The sequence below is a fragment of the Bacillus sp. B25(2016b) genome (assembly GCF_001679765.1).
GTDB classification, from domain to species: Bacteria; Bacillota; Bacilli; order Bacillales; family Bacillaceae_G; genus Bacillus_A; species Bacillus_A thuringiensis_K.
Genome location: NZ_CP016285.1, coordinates 4917875 through 4936775, shown reverse-complemented (window position 1 = coordinate 4936775; position 18901 = coordinate 4917875). Strand labels below are relative to the sequence as shown.

Here is an 18901-nt window from a genome sequence, read left to right as displayed (position 1 = left end):
CTGAAATAAGGCGCTTTTTTTTAATATTCGTTTAACATTTCATCGATTGTAAATTTGATTCCGTGATAAGCAAATAAAGCTACTATTAAACTTGGGAATCCGTAGCGATTACCTTCATCGTCTGGAATAAGACCTTTTAACAGTTTTATATCAATATGTACGTCTGTATATCGTTCGAGTGATTCCGTACCTTCTTGAAGAGCAGAAATGCCGACAATAGAGTGTCCCTCTTCTTGTAGTTTTTTTGCAATTTCTACAACCGCTTCATCTGTTGAAAAACGGCTAATAAGAAGTACACGATCCGCAGAGGTTACTTCTGCTTCTTTACCATTTTCAAATAAGCGTTTTGCTTGCTTCATTGGTTCAGCACCGAATAGTGCTTCGGCAATAACGCCCTCCATCTCATTTGTACCATATAAATAAATGAAACCATCGCCAACTAGTGCTTGAGCAAGTAAACGAGCGCTATCTTCTATATTCATTTCTTCTTTTTGAGAAACTCTGGAGAAATAACCACTTAATTGAGTTGAAAAAATTTTTAACATAATGTTACTCCCTTCGTACGTGTTTGCCGGCTTTCATTATAGTTTATTTTTTTAGAAAGGTGAAATCGTAGGGTAGCATAACAAAATAGGAAACGGTAAAATAAGAAAGAATAGGAAGGAATTTGCCAAAGAATAGCGAAAATAAATCGTTAAGATATAAGAAGCTTTAAATCTTGTACTTATACAGAAAGGTTGGGAATTATGGAAGGTAAAATTTTAATCGTTGATGATCAATATGGGATTCGTGTGTTATTACATGAAGTGTTCCAAAAAGAAGGTTATCAGACATTCCAAGCAGCAAATGGATTTCAAGCTTTAGATATCGTGAAAAAAGATAATCCAGATTTAGTAGTGTTAGATATGAAAATTCCAGGCATGGATGGTATAGAGATTTTAAAGCATGTAAAAGAAATTGATGAGAGTATTAAAGTAATTTTAATGACTGCTTATGGAGAACTTGATATGATCCAAGAAGCAAAAGATTTAGGAGCTTTAATGCATTTTGCTAAACCATTTGATATTGATGAAATTCGTCAAGCTGTGAGAAATGAGCTCGCTGTAGAGGCATAAAAATGAATTTTTTATAAAAAATATGGAAAAAAGCGTTTACATGGACTATTGTGCAGGTGAATACGGTTGAGTTTTTGAGTACAAGTTGTTATCCTATTGAGTGTAGAAAAAAGTCCGGTATGTAGATATACATATTTTACCTTATTCTGGTCATACTACCAGCGATAAGAACTTATCGGATACAAAAAACGTTTTTTAGGAGGATTCACCATGCCTTTAGTTTCTATGAAAGAAATGCTAAACAAAGCACTAGAAGGAAAATACGCAGTTGGTCAATTCAACATGAACAACTTAGAGTGGACTCAAGCTATCTTAGCTGCTGCGGAAGAAGAAAAATCTCCTGTAATCCTAGGTGTATCTGAGGGTGCAGCTCGTCATATGACTGGTTTCAAAACAGTTGTAGCTATGGTTAAAGCTTTAATCGAAGAAATGAACATCACTGTTCCTGTAGCGATTCACCTTGACCATGGTTCAAGCTTCGAAAAATGTAAAGAAGCAATCGATGCAGGTTTCACATCTGTAATGATTGACGCTTCTCACCACCCATTCGAAGAAAACGTTGAAACTACTAAACAAGTAGTAGAATACGCACACGCTCGTAACGTATCTGTTGAAGCTGAGCTTGGAACAGTTGGCGGACAAGAAGACGACGTAATCGCTGAAGGCGTAATTTACGCTGACCCAGCAGAGTGTAAGCACCTTGTTGAAGCAACAGGTATCGATTGCCTAGCTCCAGCTTTAGGTTCTGTACACGGTCCTTACAAAGGTGAGCCTAACTTAGGATTCGCTGAAATGGAACAAGTTCGTGACTTCACTGGCGTACCTTTAGTATTACATGGTGGTACTGGTATCCCAACTGCTGATATCGAAAAAGCTATCTCTTTAGGTACTTCAAAAATCAACGTAAACACTGAGAACCAAATCGAGTTTACAAAAGCTGTTCGTGAAGTATTAAACAAAGACCAAGAAGTTTACGATCCTCGTAAATTTATCGGACCTGGCCGCGACGCTATCAAAGCAACTGTTATTGGTAAAATTCGCGAATTCGGTTCTAACGGTAAAGCGTAAGAATAAAATTCCGTTTTGGAAACCGTCTAGTCTTTTAGACGGTTTCCTTTCGTTGTATAATGAAAGCGTGAACAAGTCTAAAGATTTTATCATTTTTGGTTTTTAAATAGAAAATAATGTGCATAGTCCTATTAATAAATGTGATAACGTATCTAAATTGATAAAGTGAATTCGATGAATAGTTGATCTTTATCTATTCGTGCTATAGGAGAAATGAAGATAATGGTTTCCTATTTATTGAGTTTTGGGATGGAAAGAGTAATTGAGATTCTTAAGGGGAGCTTTCTATAAAAAGATAGAAAGTAAATACATTCACAAGAAGGGAGCTCAATATGGAAAAATTGCTAATTGAAGGCGGAAGAGCTTTAAATGGAACAATTCGAGTAAGTGGTGCAAAGAACAGTGCCGTTGCATTAATTCCAGCGACAATTTTAGCAGATACTCCAGTAACTATTGGTGGTGTCCCTAATATTTCGGACGTGAAAATGTTAGGAGACTTACTAGAGGAAATTGGAGGGAAAGTAACTTATGGACAGGAGGAGGAGATGGTAGTCGATCCTTCTAACATGGTTGCAATGCCTTTGCCAAATGGAAAAGTGAAAAAATTGCGCGCTTCTTATTATTTAATGGGTGCGATGCTTGGCCGTTTTAAAAAAGCTGTTATTGGGCTTCCGGGTGGATGTCATTTAGGACCGAGGCCGATTGATCAGCATATTAAAGGGTTTGAAGCGCTAGGTGCACATGTTACGAATGAACAAGGTGCCATCTATTTAAGAGCAGATGAGCTACGTGGGGCACGTATTTATTTAGATGTTGTTAGTGTAGGAGCTACGATTAATATTATGCTAGCAGCTGTACGAGCGAAAGGTAGAACTGTTATTGAAAATGCAGCGAAAGAGCCCGAGATCATTGATGTAGCTACATTGTTAACAAGCATGGGAGCACGTATTAAAGGTGCTGGTACAGATGTAATCCGAATAGATGGTGTGGACTCTTTACATGGTTGTCACCATACTATCATCCCAGATCGTATTGAAGCTGGTACGTATATGATTCTAGGAGCTGCATCAGGAGGAGAAGTAACGGTTGATAATGTTATTCCTCAGCATTTAGAATCAGTTACTGCAAAGCTAAGAGAAGCTGGTGTTCAAGTTGAAACGAACGATGATCAAATTACGGTGAACGGTAATAGAAAGCTAAAAGTAGTTGATATCAAAACGCTTGTATATCCAGGTTTTCCAACGGATTTACAACAGCCGTTTACGACGCTTTTAACAAAGGCGCACGGGACGGGAGTTGTAACAGATACAATTTACGGTGCCCGTTTCAAGCACATTGATGAATTACGTCGTATGAATGCTCAAATTAAAGTAGAGGGTCGTTCGGCAATTGTAACTGGTCCTGTGTTACTGCAAGGTGCAAAAGTGAAGGCGAGTGATTTACGAGCGGGAGCGGCACTTGTTATTGCAGGGTTAATGGCAGATGGAATTACAGAAGTAACAGGACTTGAGCATATTGATCGAGGTTATGAGAATATAGTGGACAAGCTTAAAGGGCTTGGAGCAAACATTTGGCGAGAACAAATGACAAAGCAAGAAATTGAAGAGATGAAGAACGCATAAGTGATACTTCCGCAAGGGGGAAGCGAAGCATCACTACTTGCGGAAGTACACTTTATAGAAAAACACGGTTCACAAAATACGGCAGAAATATAAAGGCTTAAAGGAGAGGGATTATCGTGGAAAGAAGTTTATCTATGGAGTTAGTACGTGTAACAGAGGCTGCAGCTTTATCATCAGCGCGTTGGATGGGGCGCGGGAAAAAGGATGAAGCAGATGGTGCAGCAACATCAGCTATGCGTGATGTATTTGATACAATTCCGATGAAAGGTACAGTTGTAATTGGTGAAGGTGAGATGGATGAAGCACCAATGCTATATATCGGAGAGAAATTAGGTACAGGATATGGACCACGTGTAGACGTTGCGGTTGATCCTTTAGAAGGGACAAACATCGTAGCAGCTGGTGGCTGGAATGCTCTTGCTGTTATTGCAATTGCAGACCACGGTAATTTGTTACATGCCCCTGACATGTACATGGATAAAATCGCGGTTGGCCCAGAAGCAGTCGGGGCGGTCGACATTGATGCGCCTATTATTGATAACTTACGTGCAGTTGCGAAAGCAAAAAATAAAGATATTGAAGATGTTGTAGCGACAGTTTTAAATCGTCCACGTCATCAAGAAATTATCGAAGAAATTCGTAAAGCTGGTGCTCGCATTAAATTAATTAATGATGGAGATGTAGCTGGAGCAATTAATACAGCATTTGATCGTACAGGTGTAGATATTTTATTTGGATCTGGTGGAGCACCTGAAGGTGTATTAGCAGCAGTTGCTTTAAAATGTTTAGGTGGAGAAATTCACGGAAAACTATTGCCACAAAACGAAGCTGAATTAGCACGTTGTAAAAAAATGGGCATAGAAGACATTAATCGTATCCTTCGTATGGAGGACTTAGTAAAAGGTGACGATGCAATCTTTGCAGCAACAGGCGTAACAGATGGAGAACTATTACGCGGTGTTCAATTTAAAGGTAGCGTAGGCACAACGCAATCCCTTGTTATGCGCGCAAAATCAGGCACAGTTCGCTTCGTAGATGGCCGTCATAGCTTAAATAAAAAACCGAACTTGGTTATTAAGTAAAAGGTGGAAGCGGCTCGCTCAGAATCGCAGGACATTGGAACTCTCGACCTTGAAGCGCTCTTTGCTTCGAGTGAGAGAGTGAAATGACCGGAGCTGGGTTAAGTAAAAAGCGTAAGCAGTTTGTTCAGAATGGGAGGGGGATGGAGCTTCTGACGTAGAGGCGCTTTTTGCCTCGTAGGAAGACGCGAAGCCACCGACCATTCTAGCTGCTGAAGCTGGAACTAAATTAAATAAGAAGCGAAGACAAATTTTCTTGTCTTCGCTTCTTGTATTTGTGTTCCAACGTATTGATTAAAACTAGATAAAAGGGTTACAATAGTGAATATTACCCTACTTGAACTTATTGCCTTTCATTATTAATTATTTGCCTTCCGTATTTTTTCCCTTTACCCATGAAAAAAGAGAATAACGTTAAAGTGTGGTGTCTGAATGAATTTGTCAATTGCAGCATTAGAAAACATGAAATTAAAAGAGTTATACGAGCTTGCGAAAGAATTTAAGATTTCGTATTATAGCAAGTTAACGAAAAAAGAGTTAATTTTTTCTATTTTGAAAGCTCGAGCAGAAAAAGAAGGTTTCTTTTTCATGGAAGGTGTATTAGAAATTATTCAATCAGAAGGATTTGGATTCCTACGTCCTATCAACTATTCTCCAAGCTCAGAAGATATTTATATCTCAGCTTCGCAAATTCGTCGTTTCGATTTACGTAATGGAGACAAGGTTTCTGGTAAAGTACGACCTCCGAAAGAAAATGAACGCTATTTTGGGTTATTACAAGTTGAAGCTGTAAATGGAGATGATCCAGATTCAGCAAAAGAGCGTGTGCATTTCCCTGCATTAACACCATTATACCCAGATCGCCAAATGAAATTGGAAACGGAACCGAAAAAGTTACCGACACGCATCATGGATTTAATCGCACCAGTTGGATTTGGACAACGTGGTTTAATTGTTGCGCCTCCAAAGGCTGGTAAAACAAGTCTATTAAAAGAAATCGCGCACAGTGTTACAACAAATCATCCGGAAGCAGAATTAATTGTACTTTTAATTGATGAGCGTCCAGAGGAAGTAACAGACATTGAACGTTCTGTTAAAGGGGATGTTGTAAGTTCTACTTTTGATGAAGTACCAGAAAATCATATTAAAGTAGCTGAGCTTGTGTTAGAACGTGCGATGCGTCTTGTAGAGCACAAGAAAGATGTTATCATTTTAATGGATAGTATTACCCGTTTAGCTCGAGCTTACAACCTCGTTATTCCACCAAGTGGTAGAACATTATCAGGCGGTATCGATCCAGCTGCCTTCCATAGACCGAAGCGTTTCTTTGGAGCTGCGCGTAATATTGAAGAAGGCGGTAGCTTAACAATTTTAGCAACAGCCCTTGTTGATACAGGATCCCGTATGGACGATGTTATTTACGAGGAATTTAAAGGAACTGGAAATATGGAACTTCACTTAGATCGTTCATTAGCTGAACGTCGTATCTTCCCGGCGATCGATATTCGTCGTTCTGGTACACGTAAAGAAGATCTATTAATTCCAAAAGAACATTTAGACAAGTTATGGGGCATTCGTAAAACAATGCGTGATACACCAGACTTCGTTGAAAGTTTCTTACGTAAGCTTCGTCAAACGAAGACAAATGAAGAGTTTTTACAAAACATTGTTGCAGACTCGAAAAGGTATGTAACAACTAAGTAAAGGGAAAAAATCAGGACTCGCTTATTTTATAGTAAGCGAGTTTTTTATGCTGTTTAGGTGATATTAAAGAGGGAAATAAGTGGAAGAACTTGAGTTAGTCAGAGCTGGATGAGCCGCTTCAGCAGTTAAAATTTTTAGTCATTTCGCTCTCTTGCATGAAGCAAAGAGCGCTTCAAGGTCGAGAGTTTAAAGTGCCCTGCGATTCTGAACGAGCCGCTTCTGCTTTTAAAATGTATCCAGTTCCGACGGCTAGCTCTTCGTGTCTAAGAACCTCCCGCATTAAAGGTAAAAAGCACCTTTTATGCGAGAGAACCTTAGCCAGTCAGAGCTGAACAAGCCGTCTCCACTTTCAATTTAATATCCAGCTCCAGCGGCTAGAATCTCCGGTCATTTCACTCTCTCGCTCGAAGCGAAGAGCGCTTCAAGGTCGAGAGTTCCAATGCCCTGCGATTCTGAACGAGCCGTCTCCACTTTAAGATAATATCCAGTTCCGGTGGCTAGCTCTTCGCATCTAAGAACCTTCCGCCCGAAAGGTAAAAAGCACCTTTAGGGCGAAAGAACCTTAGCTGGTCAGAGCTGAGCGAGCCACCTCCACTTTCAATTTAATATCCAGCTCCAGCGGCTAGAATGGTCGGTGGCTTCGCGTCCATTCTGAACGAGCCGCTTGCGCTTTTAAAATTAAAAAGACAAAAACAGGTAGTTGCAAAATGAAGTTAGCCTTGTTATAATTTCATCATATGTGTTTCATCAATATAGTTGTGTATGCAGCTGAAGATGAAAAACTCTGTTTCGAAAATGATTCAGGGCGGAAGGAGATGAAAAGAATGAAAGCAGGAATTCACCCAGATTACAAGAAAGTTGTATTCATGGACACAAACACAGGCTTCAAATTCTTAAGCGGATCTACTAAAGGATCTAACGAAACTGTTGAGTGGGAAGATGGTAACACTTATCCATTACTAAAAGTTGAGATCAGTTCTGATTCTCACCCATTCTACACTGGACGTCAGAAGTTTGCTACTGCAGACGGACGCGTTGACCGCTTCAATAAGAAATACGGTCTTAAGTAATAAAAACATAAAACAGGCAAGTGTATGTATTCGCTTGTCTGTTTTTTTTGCGAAAATATTATACCTTTACCCTACTTTTAACTGAAAAGTAGATGAAAGGAGAGCTTCATGTACTTAATAAATCAAAATGGCTGGATTGAAGTGATTTGCGGTAGTATGTTTTCTGGCAAGTCAGAAGAGCTAATCCGCCGTGTGCGCCGTACGCAATTTGCAAAACAACATGCAATTGTATTTAAACCATGTATTGATAATAGATATAGTGAAGAAGATGTAGTATCACATAACGGATTAAAGGTAAAAGCAGTTCCTGTTTCAGCTTCAAAGGATATATTTGAACATATTACAGAAGAGCTGGATGTTATTGCAATCGATGAGGTGCAATTTTTTGATGGGGACATTGTGGAAGTGGTGCAAGTATTGGCAAATCGTGGCTATCGTGTCATTGTAGCTGGTTTAGACCAAGATTTCCGTGGTCTACCATTTGGACAAGTTCCTCAGCTGATGGCGATTGCTGAACATGTAACAAAACTACAAGCAGTATGTTCTGTATGTGGATCTCCAGCAAGTCGTACACAACGATTAATTGATGGAGAACCAGCGGCATTTGATGATCCAATTATTTTAGTTGGAGCTTCAGAATCGTATGAACCGCGTTGTCGTCATTGTCATGCAGTACCTGCAAACAAAGATAAGTAAAACTCGCTGCGCAAGGCGGGTTTTTTTCAAAATAGAAAGAATGAGCGGTGTGAGCCGCTTACGCTTTTAAATATATCTAGTTCTGGTGGCTAGCTCTTCGCATCTAAGAACCTTCCGCCCAAAAGGTAAAAAGCACCTTTAGGTCGAAAGAACCTTAGCTGGTCAGAGCTGAAAGAGCCACCGCCACTTTTAAATATATTATCTAGCTCCAGCGGCTAGAATCTCCGGCCATTTCGCTCTCTCGCTCGAAGCAAAAAGCGCTTCAAGGTCGAGAGTTGAAAGTGGCCTGCGATTCTGAGCGAGCCGCTTGCGCTTTTAAATATAATTTGCGTTTTTTTGAGTAAGTACCATATACTATTTGTATTAGATACTAGGATGTAGAGGTGAATGATGTGTTAGATCGTTTGCAAGCTGTAGAAAATCGTTATGAGAAGTTAAATGAATTGTTAAGTGATCCAGCGATTATTAGTGATTCAAATAAGCTTCGTGAATATTCAAAGGAACAGTCTGATATACAGGAAACGGTAGAGGTGTATCGTGAGTATAAGGATGTTCGTGAGCAATTAAAAGATGCGAAAGCAATGTTAGAAGATAAGTTAGACGCAGAAATGCGTGAAATGGTAAAAGAAGAAGTTTCTGAGTTAGAATCACAAGATAAAACATTATCAGAGCGTCTGAAAATTTTACTTGTTCCAAAAGACCCTAATGATGATAAGAACGTTATCGTTGAGGTTCGTGGAGCTGCTGGTGGAGACGAGGCAGCTTTATTTGCTGGTGACTTATACCGTATGTATAGCCGTTACGCTGAGGTACAGGGCTGGAAAACGGAGATTATTGAGGCTAGCTATACAGAGTTAGGTGGATATAAAGAGATTATCTTTATGATTAATGGTAAAGGTGCTTTCGCGAAGCTGAAATTCGAGAATGGTGCTCACCGTGTACAACGTGTTCCTGAAACGGAATCTGGTGGACGTATTCATACATCTACAGCAACTGTAGCTGTATTACCAGAGGCAGAAGAAGTAGAAATTGATATTCATGAGAAAGATGTTCGTGTTGATACATTCGCTTCTAGTGGACCTGGTGGACAGAGCGTTAATACAACGATGTCAGCGGTGCGTTTAACGCATTTACCGACTGGTGTAGTTGTATCTTGTCAGGATGAGAAATCACAGATCAAGAATAAAGAAAAAGCGATGAAAGTATTACGCGCACGTGTTTATGATAAGTTTAGACAAGAAGCGCAAGCTGAGTATGATCAAAACCGTAAACAAGCTGTTGGTACGGGAGATCGTTCAGAGCGTATTCGTACGTATAACTTCCCGCAAAACCGTGTTACAGACCATCGAATCGGTTTAACGATTCAAAAGCTAGATCAAATCTTACAAGGTAAGTTAGATGATTTCATCAATGCCTTAGTGATGGAAGATCAGGCTCAAAAGATGGAGGCAGCTGAGTAATGCGTGTCTATGAAGCCCTGAAATGGGCTTCTTCTTTTTTACAGGAAAATGGACGAGATGAAAATGCGGGAGAAATTGTCCTTTGTCATGTATTAAAGGTGAACAGAACAGGATTACTTATGAATATGCGTGAAGAAATAACTGAGGATCAAGAGAAAAGCTTTACGGAGTTTATCCACAAGCATGTAGAAGGTATTCCTATTCAATATATGATTGGTTATGAAATGTTTTATGGACGGTCTTTCTTTGTGAATGAAGAAGTATTAATACCAAGACCGGAAACAGAAGAGCTTATAGTGGGAGTATTAGAAAGAATCGAGCGCCATTTTGGTGATGAGAAACTACATGTAGCAGATATAGGTACAGGTAGTGGAGCGATTTCTATTACGCTTGCTTTAGAAAATGAAAATCTTCATGTTTATACAGTAGATATTGCACAAGAGTCGATTGAAGTTGCAAAAGAAAATGCAAAAGCTTTAGGTGCAGAAGTAACGTTCTATCACGGTGATTTATTGTCACCATTTCATAAAACGGGTCAAAAGCTAGATGTTGTTGTTTCAAATCCTCCATATATACCGGAAGAGGATTGGCGTGGTCTTTCTCCTGTTGTGAAAGAGCATGAGCCGAAGAGAGCACTTGTTGGTGGTGAAGACGGATTAGATTTCTATCGCCGTTTTATGGAAGAATTGCCGAATGTGTTGCAGAAGAAAGCGATTGTGGCGTTTGAAATTGGAGTAGGACAAGGTGAGGATGTAAAAAGATTGTTACAACAAGCTTTTCCACATGCTCATGTTGAGGTTGTTTTCGATATTAACGGAAAAGATCGTATGGTATTTGCAGAGATGGAGTAAGGTTCACACCTTACTCTATTTTTTTGTGGAAAAATTCATATAGATTTTGAATTTAATAGTTTAGAAAGATGAAAGTCTGTCCACACTGTTTGTAGAAGGGACGGTGGAGGAAATGAAAAAACAAGTTATTGCTTATCTTCTTATACTATTAATTGGTGCACAGTTACTTGTGCAGTTTGGATATATGAAAGCTGATGCGAAAGGGCCTTCAGTTATTCCGAAAGAGGCCGTTCGATTACGAATTTTAGCAAATAGTGATTCAGATAAAGACCAGGCATTGAAACGTAAAGTGCGTGATGAAGTAAAAGCACAAATTGATGGGTGGGTAGCGGATTTAACTTCATTTGAAGAGGCACGCAAAGTAATTCAAAGTCATATTCCAGAAATCGAGAAAACGGTGGAAAATACGTTAAAAAGAGAAGGAAGTAAAGATTCATTTCAAGTGAAATTTAGTAAGAATGTAAAGTTTCCTACAAAGGTATACGGGAATTTTATTTATCCAGCAGGAGAATATGAAGCAGTATTAATCACAATTGGAGAAGGTGAAGGGGCGAACTGGTGGTGTGTATTATTTCCACCAATGTGTTTCTTAGATTTTTCGAGCGGGACAGCTGTAAGAAAAGAAGAGCACGTTGTGAAGGCGGAATCTCCTGAAGAGGAGCAGGTGAAACAACTAGATGAGGAAGTAATAGATAAAGAAGAGAAGAAAGTAGATAAGGTAAAAGAAACGAAAGCTGTAAAGCAGGAAGTAGTAAAAAAAGTAACAGCTTCTGAAAAGAAAGTAGTAAAAAATGAAACAAAAGTCGAAGAGCAGCCTGTAAGTAAAGAAGAAATGAAAACTGTGGAAAAAGTGGAGAAACCTGTGGAGAAAAAACAAGAAAAGCAAAATGAGTATGTAAAAGTAGAAGAGGAAGAAGAAAAGCCAGAAGTTAAATTGTTTATTGTAGAAGCTTTTACATCTTTATTCTCTAAATAGTACTATTAATAAATCCCTCTTCATATATAAAAATGAGGAGGGATTTATTATGAAGAAAGTGTATTTTGCTACGAAAGCAGATGTGGAAAGATTACATTCTTTTTTCGGACAAGCTAATAAAAAAGATGATAAAATAAATGAGTTGTACGCACAATTTATGATTTTGGAAGAGGCGGAAGAAATACGAGCTGTAATTGGTTATGAACAAAGTGGGGAAGATGTGCTTATTCGTTCTTGTTTATTCACACCTCATGTGGATAAACAGACTTTCTTATATTTTTTTGAAATGTTTTTGCAGTATATGAAAGAAAAAAGTGTTCAACAATTGTACTTACTAACAAATCATCCACAATCTGTACCGATCTTTCAGTTTTTTGACTTTTTTACTATAGAAAAGGATGAGGTTCCAGAGGGAATTCAACAACTAGAACATTTTTGTAAAAATATAAAAGAGCAGAATGCAATAATACTAAATTGTCAGCTATTCACAAAGTTATCCACGGATTAATTAGGTTTATCCACATTTTGTGGATAAACCTTGTTTGTCTTTTGGATAAATCTCATAGTAAACTAAAAATATACAAGTATTTAAGGGTAGAAAAGGACGTGGAAAAAAATGCATACAAACATGTGGGTTGTGGATAATGTTGTGGAAAGAAAAAAATATTATCCACAGTTACAAGAAGCAGCAAAATTATTAAGAGAAAATGAGGCGGTGGCTTTCCCTACGGAAACAGTATATGGGTTAGGTGCAAATGCGATGGATGATGAAGCAATCGCGAAAATTTTCGAAGCGAAAGGAAGACCGAGTGATAATCCACTCATTGTCCATATAGGTACAAAATCTCAGTTAGATGGGATTGTGAAAGAAATTCCACCAGTTGCAGAGAAGTTAATGGCGCATTTTTGGCCAGGACCATTAACAATTATTTTGCCGAGAAAAGAAGGGATTTCAGAGAAGGTGACGGCAGGACTTAATACGGTTGGAGTAAGAATGCCTGATCATCCAATTGCACTTGCTCTTATTGAAGAGGCGAATGTACCTGTTGCAGCACCAAGTGCGAATCGTTCAGGGCGTCCAAGTCCAACATTAGCTTCTCACGTATATGAAGATTTGAATGGGAAGATTGCAGGTATTGTTGATGGTGGTGCAACTGGAGTAGGCGTTGAATCAACTGTAATTGATTGTACAAGCGCGGTTCCAACAATATTACGTCCAGGTGGGATTACGAAAGAACAATTAGAAGCGGTGATAGGTACTGTTTCTTTAGATCCAGCTTTAAAGGATGAGAAGGAAAAACCGAAATCGCCTGGAATGAAATACACACATTATGCGCCGAAAGCACCACTTAGTATTGTTGAGGGTTCACGTGAGTTTATTCAGCATCTTGTAGATGAGAAAAAGGAAGAAGGATTTAAAGTAGGCGTATTAACGACAGAAGAGTATCAGCATGTATATAGTGCAGATGTTATATTATCTTGTGGTGTTAGAAGTGACTTAGCTAGTGTTGCGACTAAATTATATGATGTACTTAGAACATTTGATGCAAGTGAAGTGGATGTTATTTTTAGTGAGTCATTCCCTAATGAAGGAATAGGGAATGCAATTATGAATCGTTTAACAAAAGCGGCAGGACATCATATTATTATTGAATGATAAGGTAAGATTAGCAAACAGAATATTTCTCCTTGGATAAGCATATTGTGAAGTAGCACGTCCAAGGAGGGGCATGAATGACGTTTGAACAGCTAATACCTTTAATAATTATGGCATTCGCCTTAGGGATGGATGCGTTCTCGGTGAGTCTTGGTATGGGGATGATACCCCTAAAGTTAAGACAAATCCTGTATATTGGTATGACGATAGGGATATTTCATATTATTATGCCGTTTATAGGAATGGTACTAGGTCGTTTTTTATCAGAGAAGTATGGAGATATCGCACATTTTGCGGGTGCTATTTTATTAATCGGACTAGGGTTTTATATCGTATATTCGAGCATTTTACAAAATGAAGAGACTAGAACAGCCCCTATTGGAATTAGTTTATTCGTATTTGCATTTGGCGTCAGTATAGATAGTTTCTCAGTAGGACTTAGTCTTGGTATTTATGGGGCACAAACAATTATTACGATTTTACTTTTTGGATTTGTTAGCATGTTATTAGCGTGGATGGGTTTATTAATTGGGAGACATGCGAAAGATATGCTCGGTACATATGGTGAGGTAGTAGGTGGTATCATTTTGGTTGGGTTTGGATTATATATCCTTTTTCCTATATAATTTTATGTAGGAGGGAATTATGAACAAGCTATTGGAATGGTATGTTAAATTTTTAACCTTCTATCCTCGATGGGTAAGAAGACTTATAATTTGGGGTATTATTTTGCAAATTTCGATGTTAGGTTGGATTAAGTTAATTCGTGAATGGTGAGATAGTTCCTTTCTGTGAATATTTTGTTTGTACTATATTTATTGCGCTAAAAATTACAGATATAGAAAGGATGAGATGAATGACGAGATTGAAGCAAGTTTTTGGTATTATTATTAGTTTTTTTGTTTTTTGGTTTAGTATGCTCGGTGTACAAATGTTTGCTGAGTTTTTAGATATTGAGTCATTGAAATTTGTTGCGGGAAAGACTGAGGCGGCGCGTGCCTTTTACTCTCCGTACCCGTTTTTAATTGTTTTTCTTATTACATTGCTTTCCCTATACTTCTTCGTAATTAAGCTAGGGAAGCCGAAAAAAGAGAAAATGCCTACTTTAGAGGAAAAGAAGGAAGAATTACAATGATAAAATCCCCTGCTAAAAAGCAGGGGATTTTATATTTGAGTGATGGGAGGAATCTAGCCGCCTTGCTTTTAAATATATCCAGCTTCAGCGGCTAGAATGGTCGGTGGCTTCGCGTCTTCCTGCGAGGCAAAAAGCGCCTCTACGTCAGAAGCTCCATTCCCCTCCCATTCTGAGCGAGCCGCTGCCGCTTTTAGATATTATCCAGCTTCAGCGGCTAGAATGGTCGGTAGCTTCGCGTCTTCCTGCGAGGCAAAAAGCGCCTCTACGTCAGAAGCTCCATCCTCCTCCCATTCTGAGCGAGCCGCTGCCGCTTTTAGATATTATCCAGTTCCAGTGGCCAGCTCTTCGCATCTAAGAACCTCCGCTACTCAAGGTAAAAAGCACCTTTTGTGCGAGAGAACCTTAGCTGGTCAGAGCTAAACGGGCCACTTCCACTTTTAAACTGGCCTAACCAATTCAAATTGTTCTCCTAATTTTGCATAGTTGTGTCCTGCTAAGCGGCTTATTGGTTTGAGTCCTTCGGCGTGAATGCGCCCTTTTTCATATAGATGTTCGGCAATGTGGAAACGAACGACGCGTCCAATTAGTAGATCACAAGCTGGTGAGTCTTCCGTTCCGCCAAGTGGAATTGCACGTTCTAATACGCATTCCATTCGAATATTTGCTTCTTTTACACCTGGAACAGAGATGACTTCACTTTTGATTGGTGTTAGTTTTGCTAGTTCAATTTCACTTTCATTTGGCGGGAGGTTAGCTGCTGTTTCATTAATTGCTGCTACATATGATTCGTCAGAAATATGTACAACAAATTCTCCTTTTTCAATTGCGTTTCGGGAAGTGTCCTTTCTTTCTCCAGCTTTTCGTTGTACAGATACTGAGATAAGTGGTGGATTAGCAGCGACAATATTGAAATAACTATATGGCGCTCCGTTTAATACACCGTCTTTTGTTACAGAAGTAACGAATGCTACAGGACGAGGGATGATACTTCCAGTAAGTAATTTGTAATTATCTTTTTCAGTTTGTTCATCTGGATTAATGGATAACATGCTTGTAATCCCCTTTCTAAATATGAATACTTATTGTTTGTTTACAAGATAACGATGAGAAAATCCTGCTGGAAATAATATTTTGTTTCATAAAAAGAACTTACTTCAATTGTAATGAAGTAAGTTCTTTTTTCAAGAATCTCAAATTTGAGATAAAAATTAAAGTAAAACGTATGCCCCAGGTCCGATTAAAGCTACACCAACAGCGACAGCGATTAACATTAAGTTATATTCATATCCGTTTTGTGTTACCCAGTAACCATTTTTTCCGTGAACAGTGAAGATAGCCATTAACATTGTTCCAACGATAAATAATGAACCAACTACAATGAAAATACCTGATGCGAATAAGAAACCACCTAGTAATTCAGTTGCGCCAGCCATAAATGCCATAAATACACCAGGGCGTAAACCGATTGACTCCATCCAGCCACCTGTTCCTTTTAAACCGTAACCGCCGAACCAACCAAATAATTTTTGAGCACCATGACCCATGAATGTAATTCCTATAATAAGACGAATAATAAGTAGACCGAAATCCATCATTTTTCAAAACCTCCTAAAAGTTATCAACTTACCTTACGTAAGTAATGATAAAATAGTTACTTACTTTAGTCAAGTGGATTTTGAAAAAAGTTTGAATTAAATTTTACAAATTAACAACAAAAAATAAAATGTAGTAAAGACCTCTAGACAAGTTGGGCAAAAAAAGAGAAAATATAAATAGAAGTTAACTTCTAATTGTTATTCAGACAATCAGAATTGACTGGAATTTTGTGAAGCGCTACAATAAGAGTCTATTAGTAATGACGTAATTTATTTCGAAAGCGTTTTTACAGTATAATATTCGAAGTATGAAGTCTTACATGTATCCCGAGCTTTACTAGGGATTGCCCTATAAACTTTTAGGTAAATTATAAGGAGGACTATCCTATGTTTAAAAAATTATTCGGTCTTGGTTCAAAAACAAATGAAGAAACAATCGTAGCTCCATTAACTGGAGCAGTGAAAAATATTGAAGAAGTACCAGATCCAGTATTTGCTGGTCGTATGATGGGTGACGGTGTTGCAATCGATCCTACTGAAGGTGTAGTTGTATCTCCAGTTGATGGTGAAATCGTACAATTATTCCACACGAAACATGCTATCGGAATTAAAGCGAAAAACGGTACAGAAATTTTAATCCACGTTGGATTAGAAACTGTAAAAATGGAAGGCGAAGGTTTCGAAGCTCACGTTTCTGAAGGCCAAGCTGTAAAAGCTGGAGATAAATTAATCTCATTCGACCTAGAATTAATCCGTGAAAAAGCGAAAAGCACAATTACTCCAATTGTTATTACAAACACAGATGCAGCTGAGTCTATTAAGACAACTGTAGGCGTAGCAGCTACAAAAGGTTCAACAGAAGTAATGAAAGTTACAATGAAATAATTGCTATATAAGAGGAATCCGTTTCGTATGAAATGGATTCCTTATTTTTGTTGTATGTTCAGCAGGTATGTTAAAATACTCTAGGCACTTGGAAATAGGGCTTCACATATATGTGGATAAGGCGCATTTTTCTTAGAAAAAATATAAGAGAAATGCGCCTTTTGTATATTCACATTTCTTTTGTTCTATTCTAATGTAAGTTATGATGAGTGATAAGAAATGGAATATAGGGGTGGGTTTGAATGAAACGAGTGTTATTTGTTTGTACTGGCAATACATGTCGTAGTCCAATGGCTGAGGCGTTGCTTCGTCATCACGGAGGAGATAAGTTTGAAGTGCAATCTGCTGGTGTTTTCGCCTATCCTGGGAGCGATGCATCGGTACATGCGAAGGAAGCTTTAGCTGAAAAGGGAATTGCAATCGATCATGCCGCGCAGCAGGTAAACGAAACTTTGATTGGTTGGGCAGATATTGTAGTAACAATGACGGAAAACCATAAGCAAATTGTCCTTGGGCATTATCCGAGTGTCGAAGAGAAAGTAGATACATTATATGGAGTAGCTGAGGGAATAAGTAAGGATATTTCAGATCCATTTGGCGGATCACTTTCTATTTATAAAGAAACGTTAGAAGAGATGGAAAAACTTGTACAAACTTTACTGAAAAACCATTCAGAAGGTTGATGTTTCGTGTATAATACGATATTGGAGATCACTTCGTCCCATTAAAGGATCGAGTGAGAAATGAAGATAATGGATTGAAACTTTGGAGGGGTAAAAATGAAAGTAGTAATAGCATCTGATCACGGCGGTATGAATATCCGCAAAGAACTTGTAAGTTTATTAGAAGAGTTAAATATTGAATATATTGATTTAGGTTGCGAATGTGAAGCTGGTTCTGTTGATTACCCTGACTTTGCGTTTCCAGCAGCTGAAATGGTAGCGAATGGTCAAGTAGATCGTGGTATTTTAGTTTGTGGGACAGGCATTGGTATGTCAATCGCAGCAAACAAAGTAAATGGTATCCGTTGTGCGTTAGTTCATGATACTTTCAGCGCGAAAGCAACGAGAGAGCATAATGACACTAACATGCTAGCAATGGGCGAGCGTGTAATTGGTGCTGGTCTAGCGCGTGATATTGCGAAAATCTGGTTAACAACTGACTATGAAGGTGGTCGTCACGAAAACCGCGTAGGAAAAATTAAAACATACGAAACAAAGTAATAGATTCTAACTATCAGTAGTGTGCAATATAATTTGGTGAACCAACCTGTGAAAGGAAGAGGCGTAATGACAGAAATCGTAAAGGTAAGAGAACAGCTACAAATGTTGCTTTCTGATTTCCAAGAACAAGCTTCATTACAAAGCGGTCAAATTTTTGTAGTGGGTTGTAGCACGAGCGAAGTGCTAGGCGAAAGAATTGGAACATCAGGAACGATGGAAGTAGCAGAGGCGATTTTCTCTGAATTAAAACAATTTCAAGAGCAAACAGGTATTGAATTAGCGTTTCAATGTTGTGAGCATTTAAACCGTGCTTTAGTAGTTGAGAGAGAAGTAGCGATAAAATATCAATTTGAAATTGTAACAGTTACGCCTGTTAGATCAGCAGGTGGTGCATTGGGGACATACGCGTATCACAATTTGAAAGATCCGGTAGTAGTTGAGTTTATTAAAGCTGATGCAGGAATGGATATTGGTGATACATTTATCGGTATGCATTTAAAGCATGTAGCTGTTCCGGTTCGTACAAGTGTGAAGGAAATTGGAAGTGCGCATGTAACGATGGCCAAAACACGTGGAAAACTAATTGGTGGGGCACGTGCTGTCTATGCGGCAGCGGAAGAGACTACCACTTGCCGTTAAATATGAGAAATTAGGAAGTCATATAGTAACTGTTTATCATAAGATAAAAGGTATGTTGTCTGACTTTATAATAGAAGAAAGAAAAGACCGATTTTCGGTCTTTTTTTTCTTTTATGATATAGAAAG

At 38.5% G+C, this 18901-nt stretch carries 22 protein-coding genes; 19 read left to right on the top strand and 3 right to left on the bottom strand.

Translation table 11 applies throughout. From position 1 onward, the window contains the following. Nucleotides 1–20 precede the first annotated feature (20 nt). Nucleotides 21–545: a DUF2529 domain-containing protein gene (locus BAQ53_RS25325; RefSeq protein WP_000912412.1), complete on the bottom strand. Its 525-nt coding sequence runs from the start codon at nt 543–545 to the stop codon at nt 21–23. 201 nt (nt 546–746) lie between these two features. On the opposite strand from BAQ53_RS25325, the gene spo0F reads away from it, so the two are divergent. From spo0F to BAQ53_RS25255, 15 genes are all read left to right on the top strand, one after another. Further along, nucleotides 747–1115 (top strand): sporulation initiation phosphotransferase Spo0F, encoded by a 369-nt coding sequence (gene spo0F / locus BAQ53_RS25320; protein WP_000398594.1) that lies wholly within the window; start codon nt 747–749, stop codon nt 1113–1115. Nucleotides 1116–1325: 210 nt separating this feature from the next. Beyond that, on the top strand, nt 1326–2183 hold the full coding sequence (locus BAQ53_RS25315; protein ID WP_001131855.1) for a class II fructose-bisphosphate aldolase: 858 nt from the start codon (nt 1326–1328) through the stop codon (nt 2181–2183). A 332-nt stretch (nt 2184–2515) separates the two neighbouring features. Then, a complete protein-coding gene (murA, locus tag BAQ53_RS25310) occupies nt 2516–3805 on the top strand; it encodes a UDP-N-acetylglucosamine 1-carboxyvinyltransferase (protein ID WP_000413254.1) in 1290 nt (429 codons plus the stop codon). A gap of 116 nt (nt 3806–3921) precedes the next feature. Then, entirely contained in the window at nt 3922–4887 is a 966-nt protein-coding gene (glpX, locus tag BAQ53_RS25305; RefSeq protein WP_000442340.1) for a class II fructose-bisphosphatase, read from the top strand. A 429-nt stretch (nt 4888–5316) separates the two neighbouring features. Then, nucleotides 5317–6588 carry a transcription termination factor Rho gene (gene rho / locus BAQ53_RS25300; protein ID WP_001053903.1) on the top strand — a complete coding sequence of 424 codons (1272 nt, stop codon included), beginning with the start codon at nt 5317–5319 and terminating at the stop codon, nt 6586–6588. Nucleotides 6589–7412: 824 nt separating this feature from the next. Continuing rightward, nucleotides 7413–7658 (top strand): type B 50S ribosomal protein L31, encoded by a 246-nt coding sequence (locus BAQ53_RS25295; RefSeq protein ID WP_000643433.1) that lies wholly within the window; start codon nt 7413–7415, stop codon nt 7656–7658. 108 nt (nt 7659–7766) lie between these two features. Beyond that, nucleotides 7767–8354, top strand: coding sequence for a thymidine kinase (locus BAQ53_RS25290; protein ID WP_000280859.1), 588 nt, complete (start codon nt 7767–7769; stop codon nt 8352–8354). A gap of 392 nt (nt 8355–8746) precedes the next feature. Next, entirely contained in the window at nt 8747–9814 is a 1068-nt protein-coding gene (prfA, locus tag BAQ53_RS25285) for a peptide chain release factor 1 (RefSeq protein ID WP_000887064.1), read from the top strand. Further along, nucleotides 9814–10665 (top strand): peptide chain release factor N(5)-glutamine methyltransferase, encoded by an 852-nt coding sequence (gene prmC, locus BAQ53_RS25280; RefSeq protein WP_001267055.1) that lies wholly within the window; start codon nt 9814–9816, stop codon nt 10663–10665. Before prfA ends, prmC begins: the two co-directional genes overlap by 1 nt. 112 nt (nt 10666–10777) lie before the next feature. Beyond that, on the top strand, nt 10778–11641 hold the full coding sequence (spoIIR, locus tag BAQ53_RS25275; RefSeq protein ID WP_002097913.1) for a stage II sporulation protein R: 864 nt from the start codon (nt 10778–10780) through the stop codon (nt 11639–11641). Nucleotides 11642–11690: 49 nt separating this feature from the next. Further along, nucleotides 11691–12149, top strand: coding sequence for a GNAT family N-acetyltransferase (locus tag BAQ53_RS25270; protein WP_000758437.1), 459 nt, complete (start codon nt 11691–11693; stop codon nt 12147–12149). Nucleotides 12150–12257: 108 nt separating this feature from the next. Next, entirely contained in the window at nt 12258–13298 is a 1041-nt protein-coding gene (locus BAQ53_RS25265; protein WP_000557351.1) for an L-threonylcarbamoyladenylate synthase, read from the top strand. A gap of 77 nt (nt 13299–13375) precedes the next feature. Beyond that, complete coding sequence (locus BAQ53_RS25260; protein ID WP_000142464.1) at nt 13376–13924, top strand: manganese efflux pump MntP; 549 nt, start codon at nt 13376–13378, stop codon at nt 13922–13924. 19 nt (nt 13925–13943) lie between these two features. Beyond that, nucleotides 13944–14075: a hypothetical protein gene (locus BAQ53_RS26405; RefSeq protein WP_279615939.1), complete on the top strand. Its 132-nt coding sequence runs from the start codon at nt 13944–13946 to the stop codon at nt 14073–14075. 79 nt (nt 14076–14154) lie between these two features. Then, nucleotides 14155–14433, top strand: a complete 279-nt coding sequence (locus BAQ53_RS25255) for a DUF3935 domain-containing protein (RefSeq protein WP_000197472.1) — start codon at nt 14155–14157, stop codon at nt 14431–14433. Nucleotides 14434–14870: 437 nt separating this feature from the next. Here BAQ53_RS25255 and BAQ53_RS25250 read toward each other — a convergent pair whose 3' ends face one another. Both BAQ53_RS25250 and BAQ53_RS25245 read right to left on the bottom strand, forming a co-directional pair. Next, complete coding sequence (locus BAQ53_RS25250) at nt 14871–15482, bottom strand: flavin reductase family protein (protein ID WP_000949038.1); 612 nt, start codon at nt 15480–15482, stop codon at nt 14871–14873. Nucleotides 15483–15641: 159 nt separating this feature from the next. Then, on the bottom strand, nt 15642–16028 hold the full coding sequence (locus BAQ53_RS25245; RefSeq protein ID WP_000968616.1) for a DoxX family protein: 387 nt from the start codon (nt 16026–16028) through the stop codon (nt 15642–15644). A gap of 387 nt (nt 16029–16415) precedes the next feature. Between BAQ53_RS25245 and BAQ53_RS25240 the strand changes: the two genes are divergently transcribed. From BAQ53_RS25240 to BAQ53_RS25225, 4 genes are all read left to right on the top strand, one after another. Then, nucleotides 16416–16913 (top strand): PTS sugar transporter subunit IIA, encoded by a 498-nt coding sequence (locus BAQ53_RS25240; RefSeq protein ID WP_000473665.1) that lies wholly within the window; start codon nt 16416–16418, stop codon nt 16911–16913. A 242-nt stretch (nt 16914–17155) separates the two neighbouring features. Continuing rightward, nucleotides 17156–17596, top strand: coding sequence for a low molecular weight protein arginine phosphatase (locus BAQ53_RS25235; RefSeq protein WP_000832367.1), 441 nt, complete (start codon nt 17156–17158; stop codon nt 17594–17596). A gap of 96 nt (nt 17597–17692) precedes the next feature. Beyond that, nucleotides 17693–18136 carry a ribose 5-phosphate isomerase B gene (gene rpiB, locus BAQ53_RS25230; RefSeq protein ID WP_000869545.1) on the top strand — a complete coding sequence of 148 codons (444 nt, stop codon included), beginning with the start codon at nt 17693–17695 and terminating at the stop codon, nt 18134–18136. Nucleotides 18137–18202: 66 nt separating this feature from the next. Next, nucleotides 18203–18775 carry a TIGR01440 family protein gene (locus tag BAQ53_RS25225; protein ID WP_000136371.1) on the top strand — a complete coding sequence of 191 codons (573 nt, stop codon included), beginning with the start codon at nt 18203–18205 and terminating at the stop codon, nt 18773–18775. Nucleotides 18776–18901: the final 126 nt, after the last annotated feature.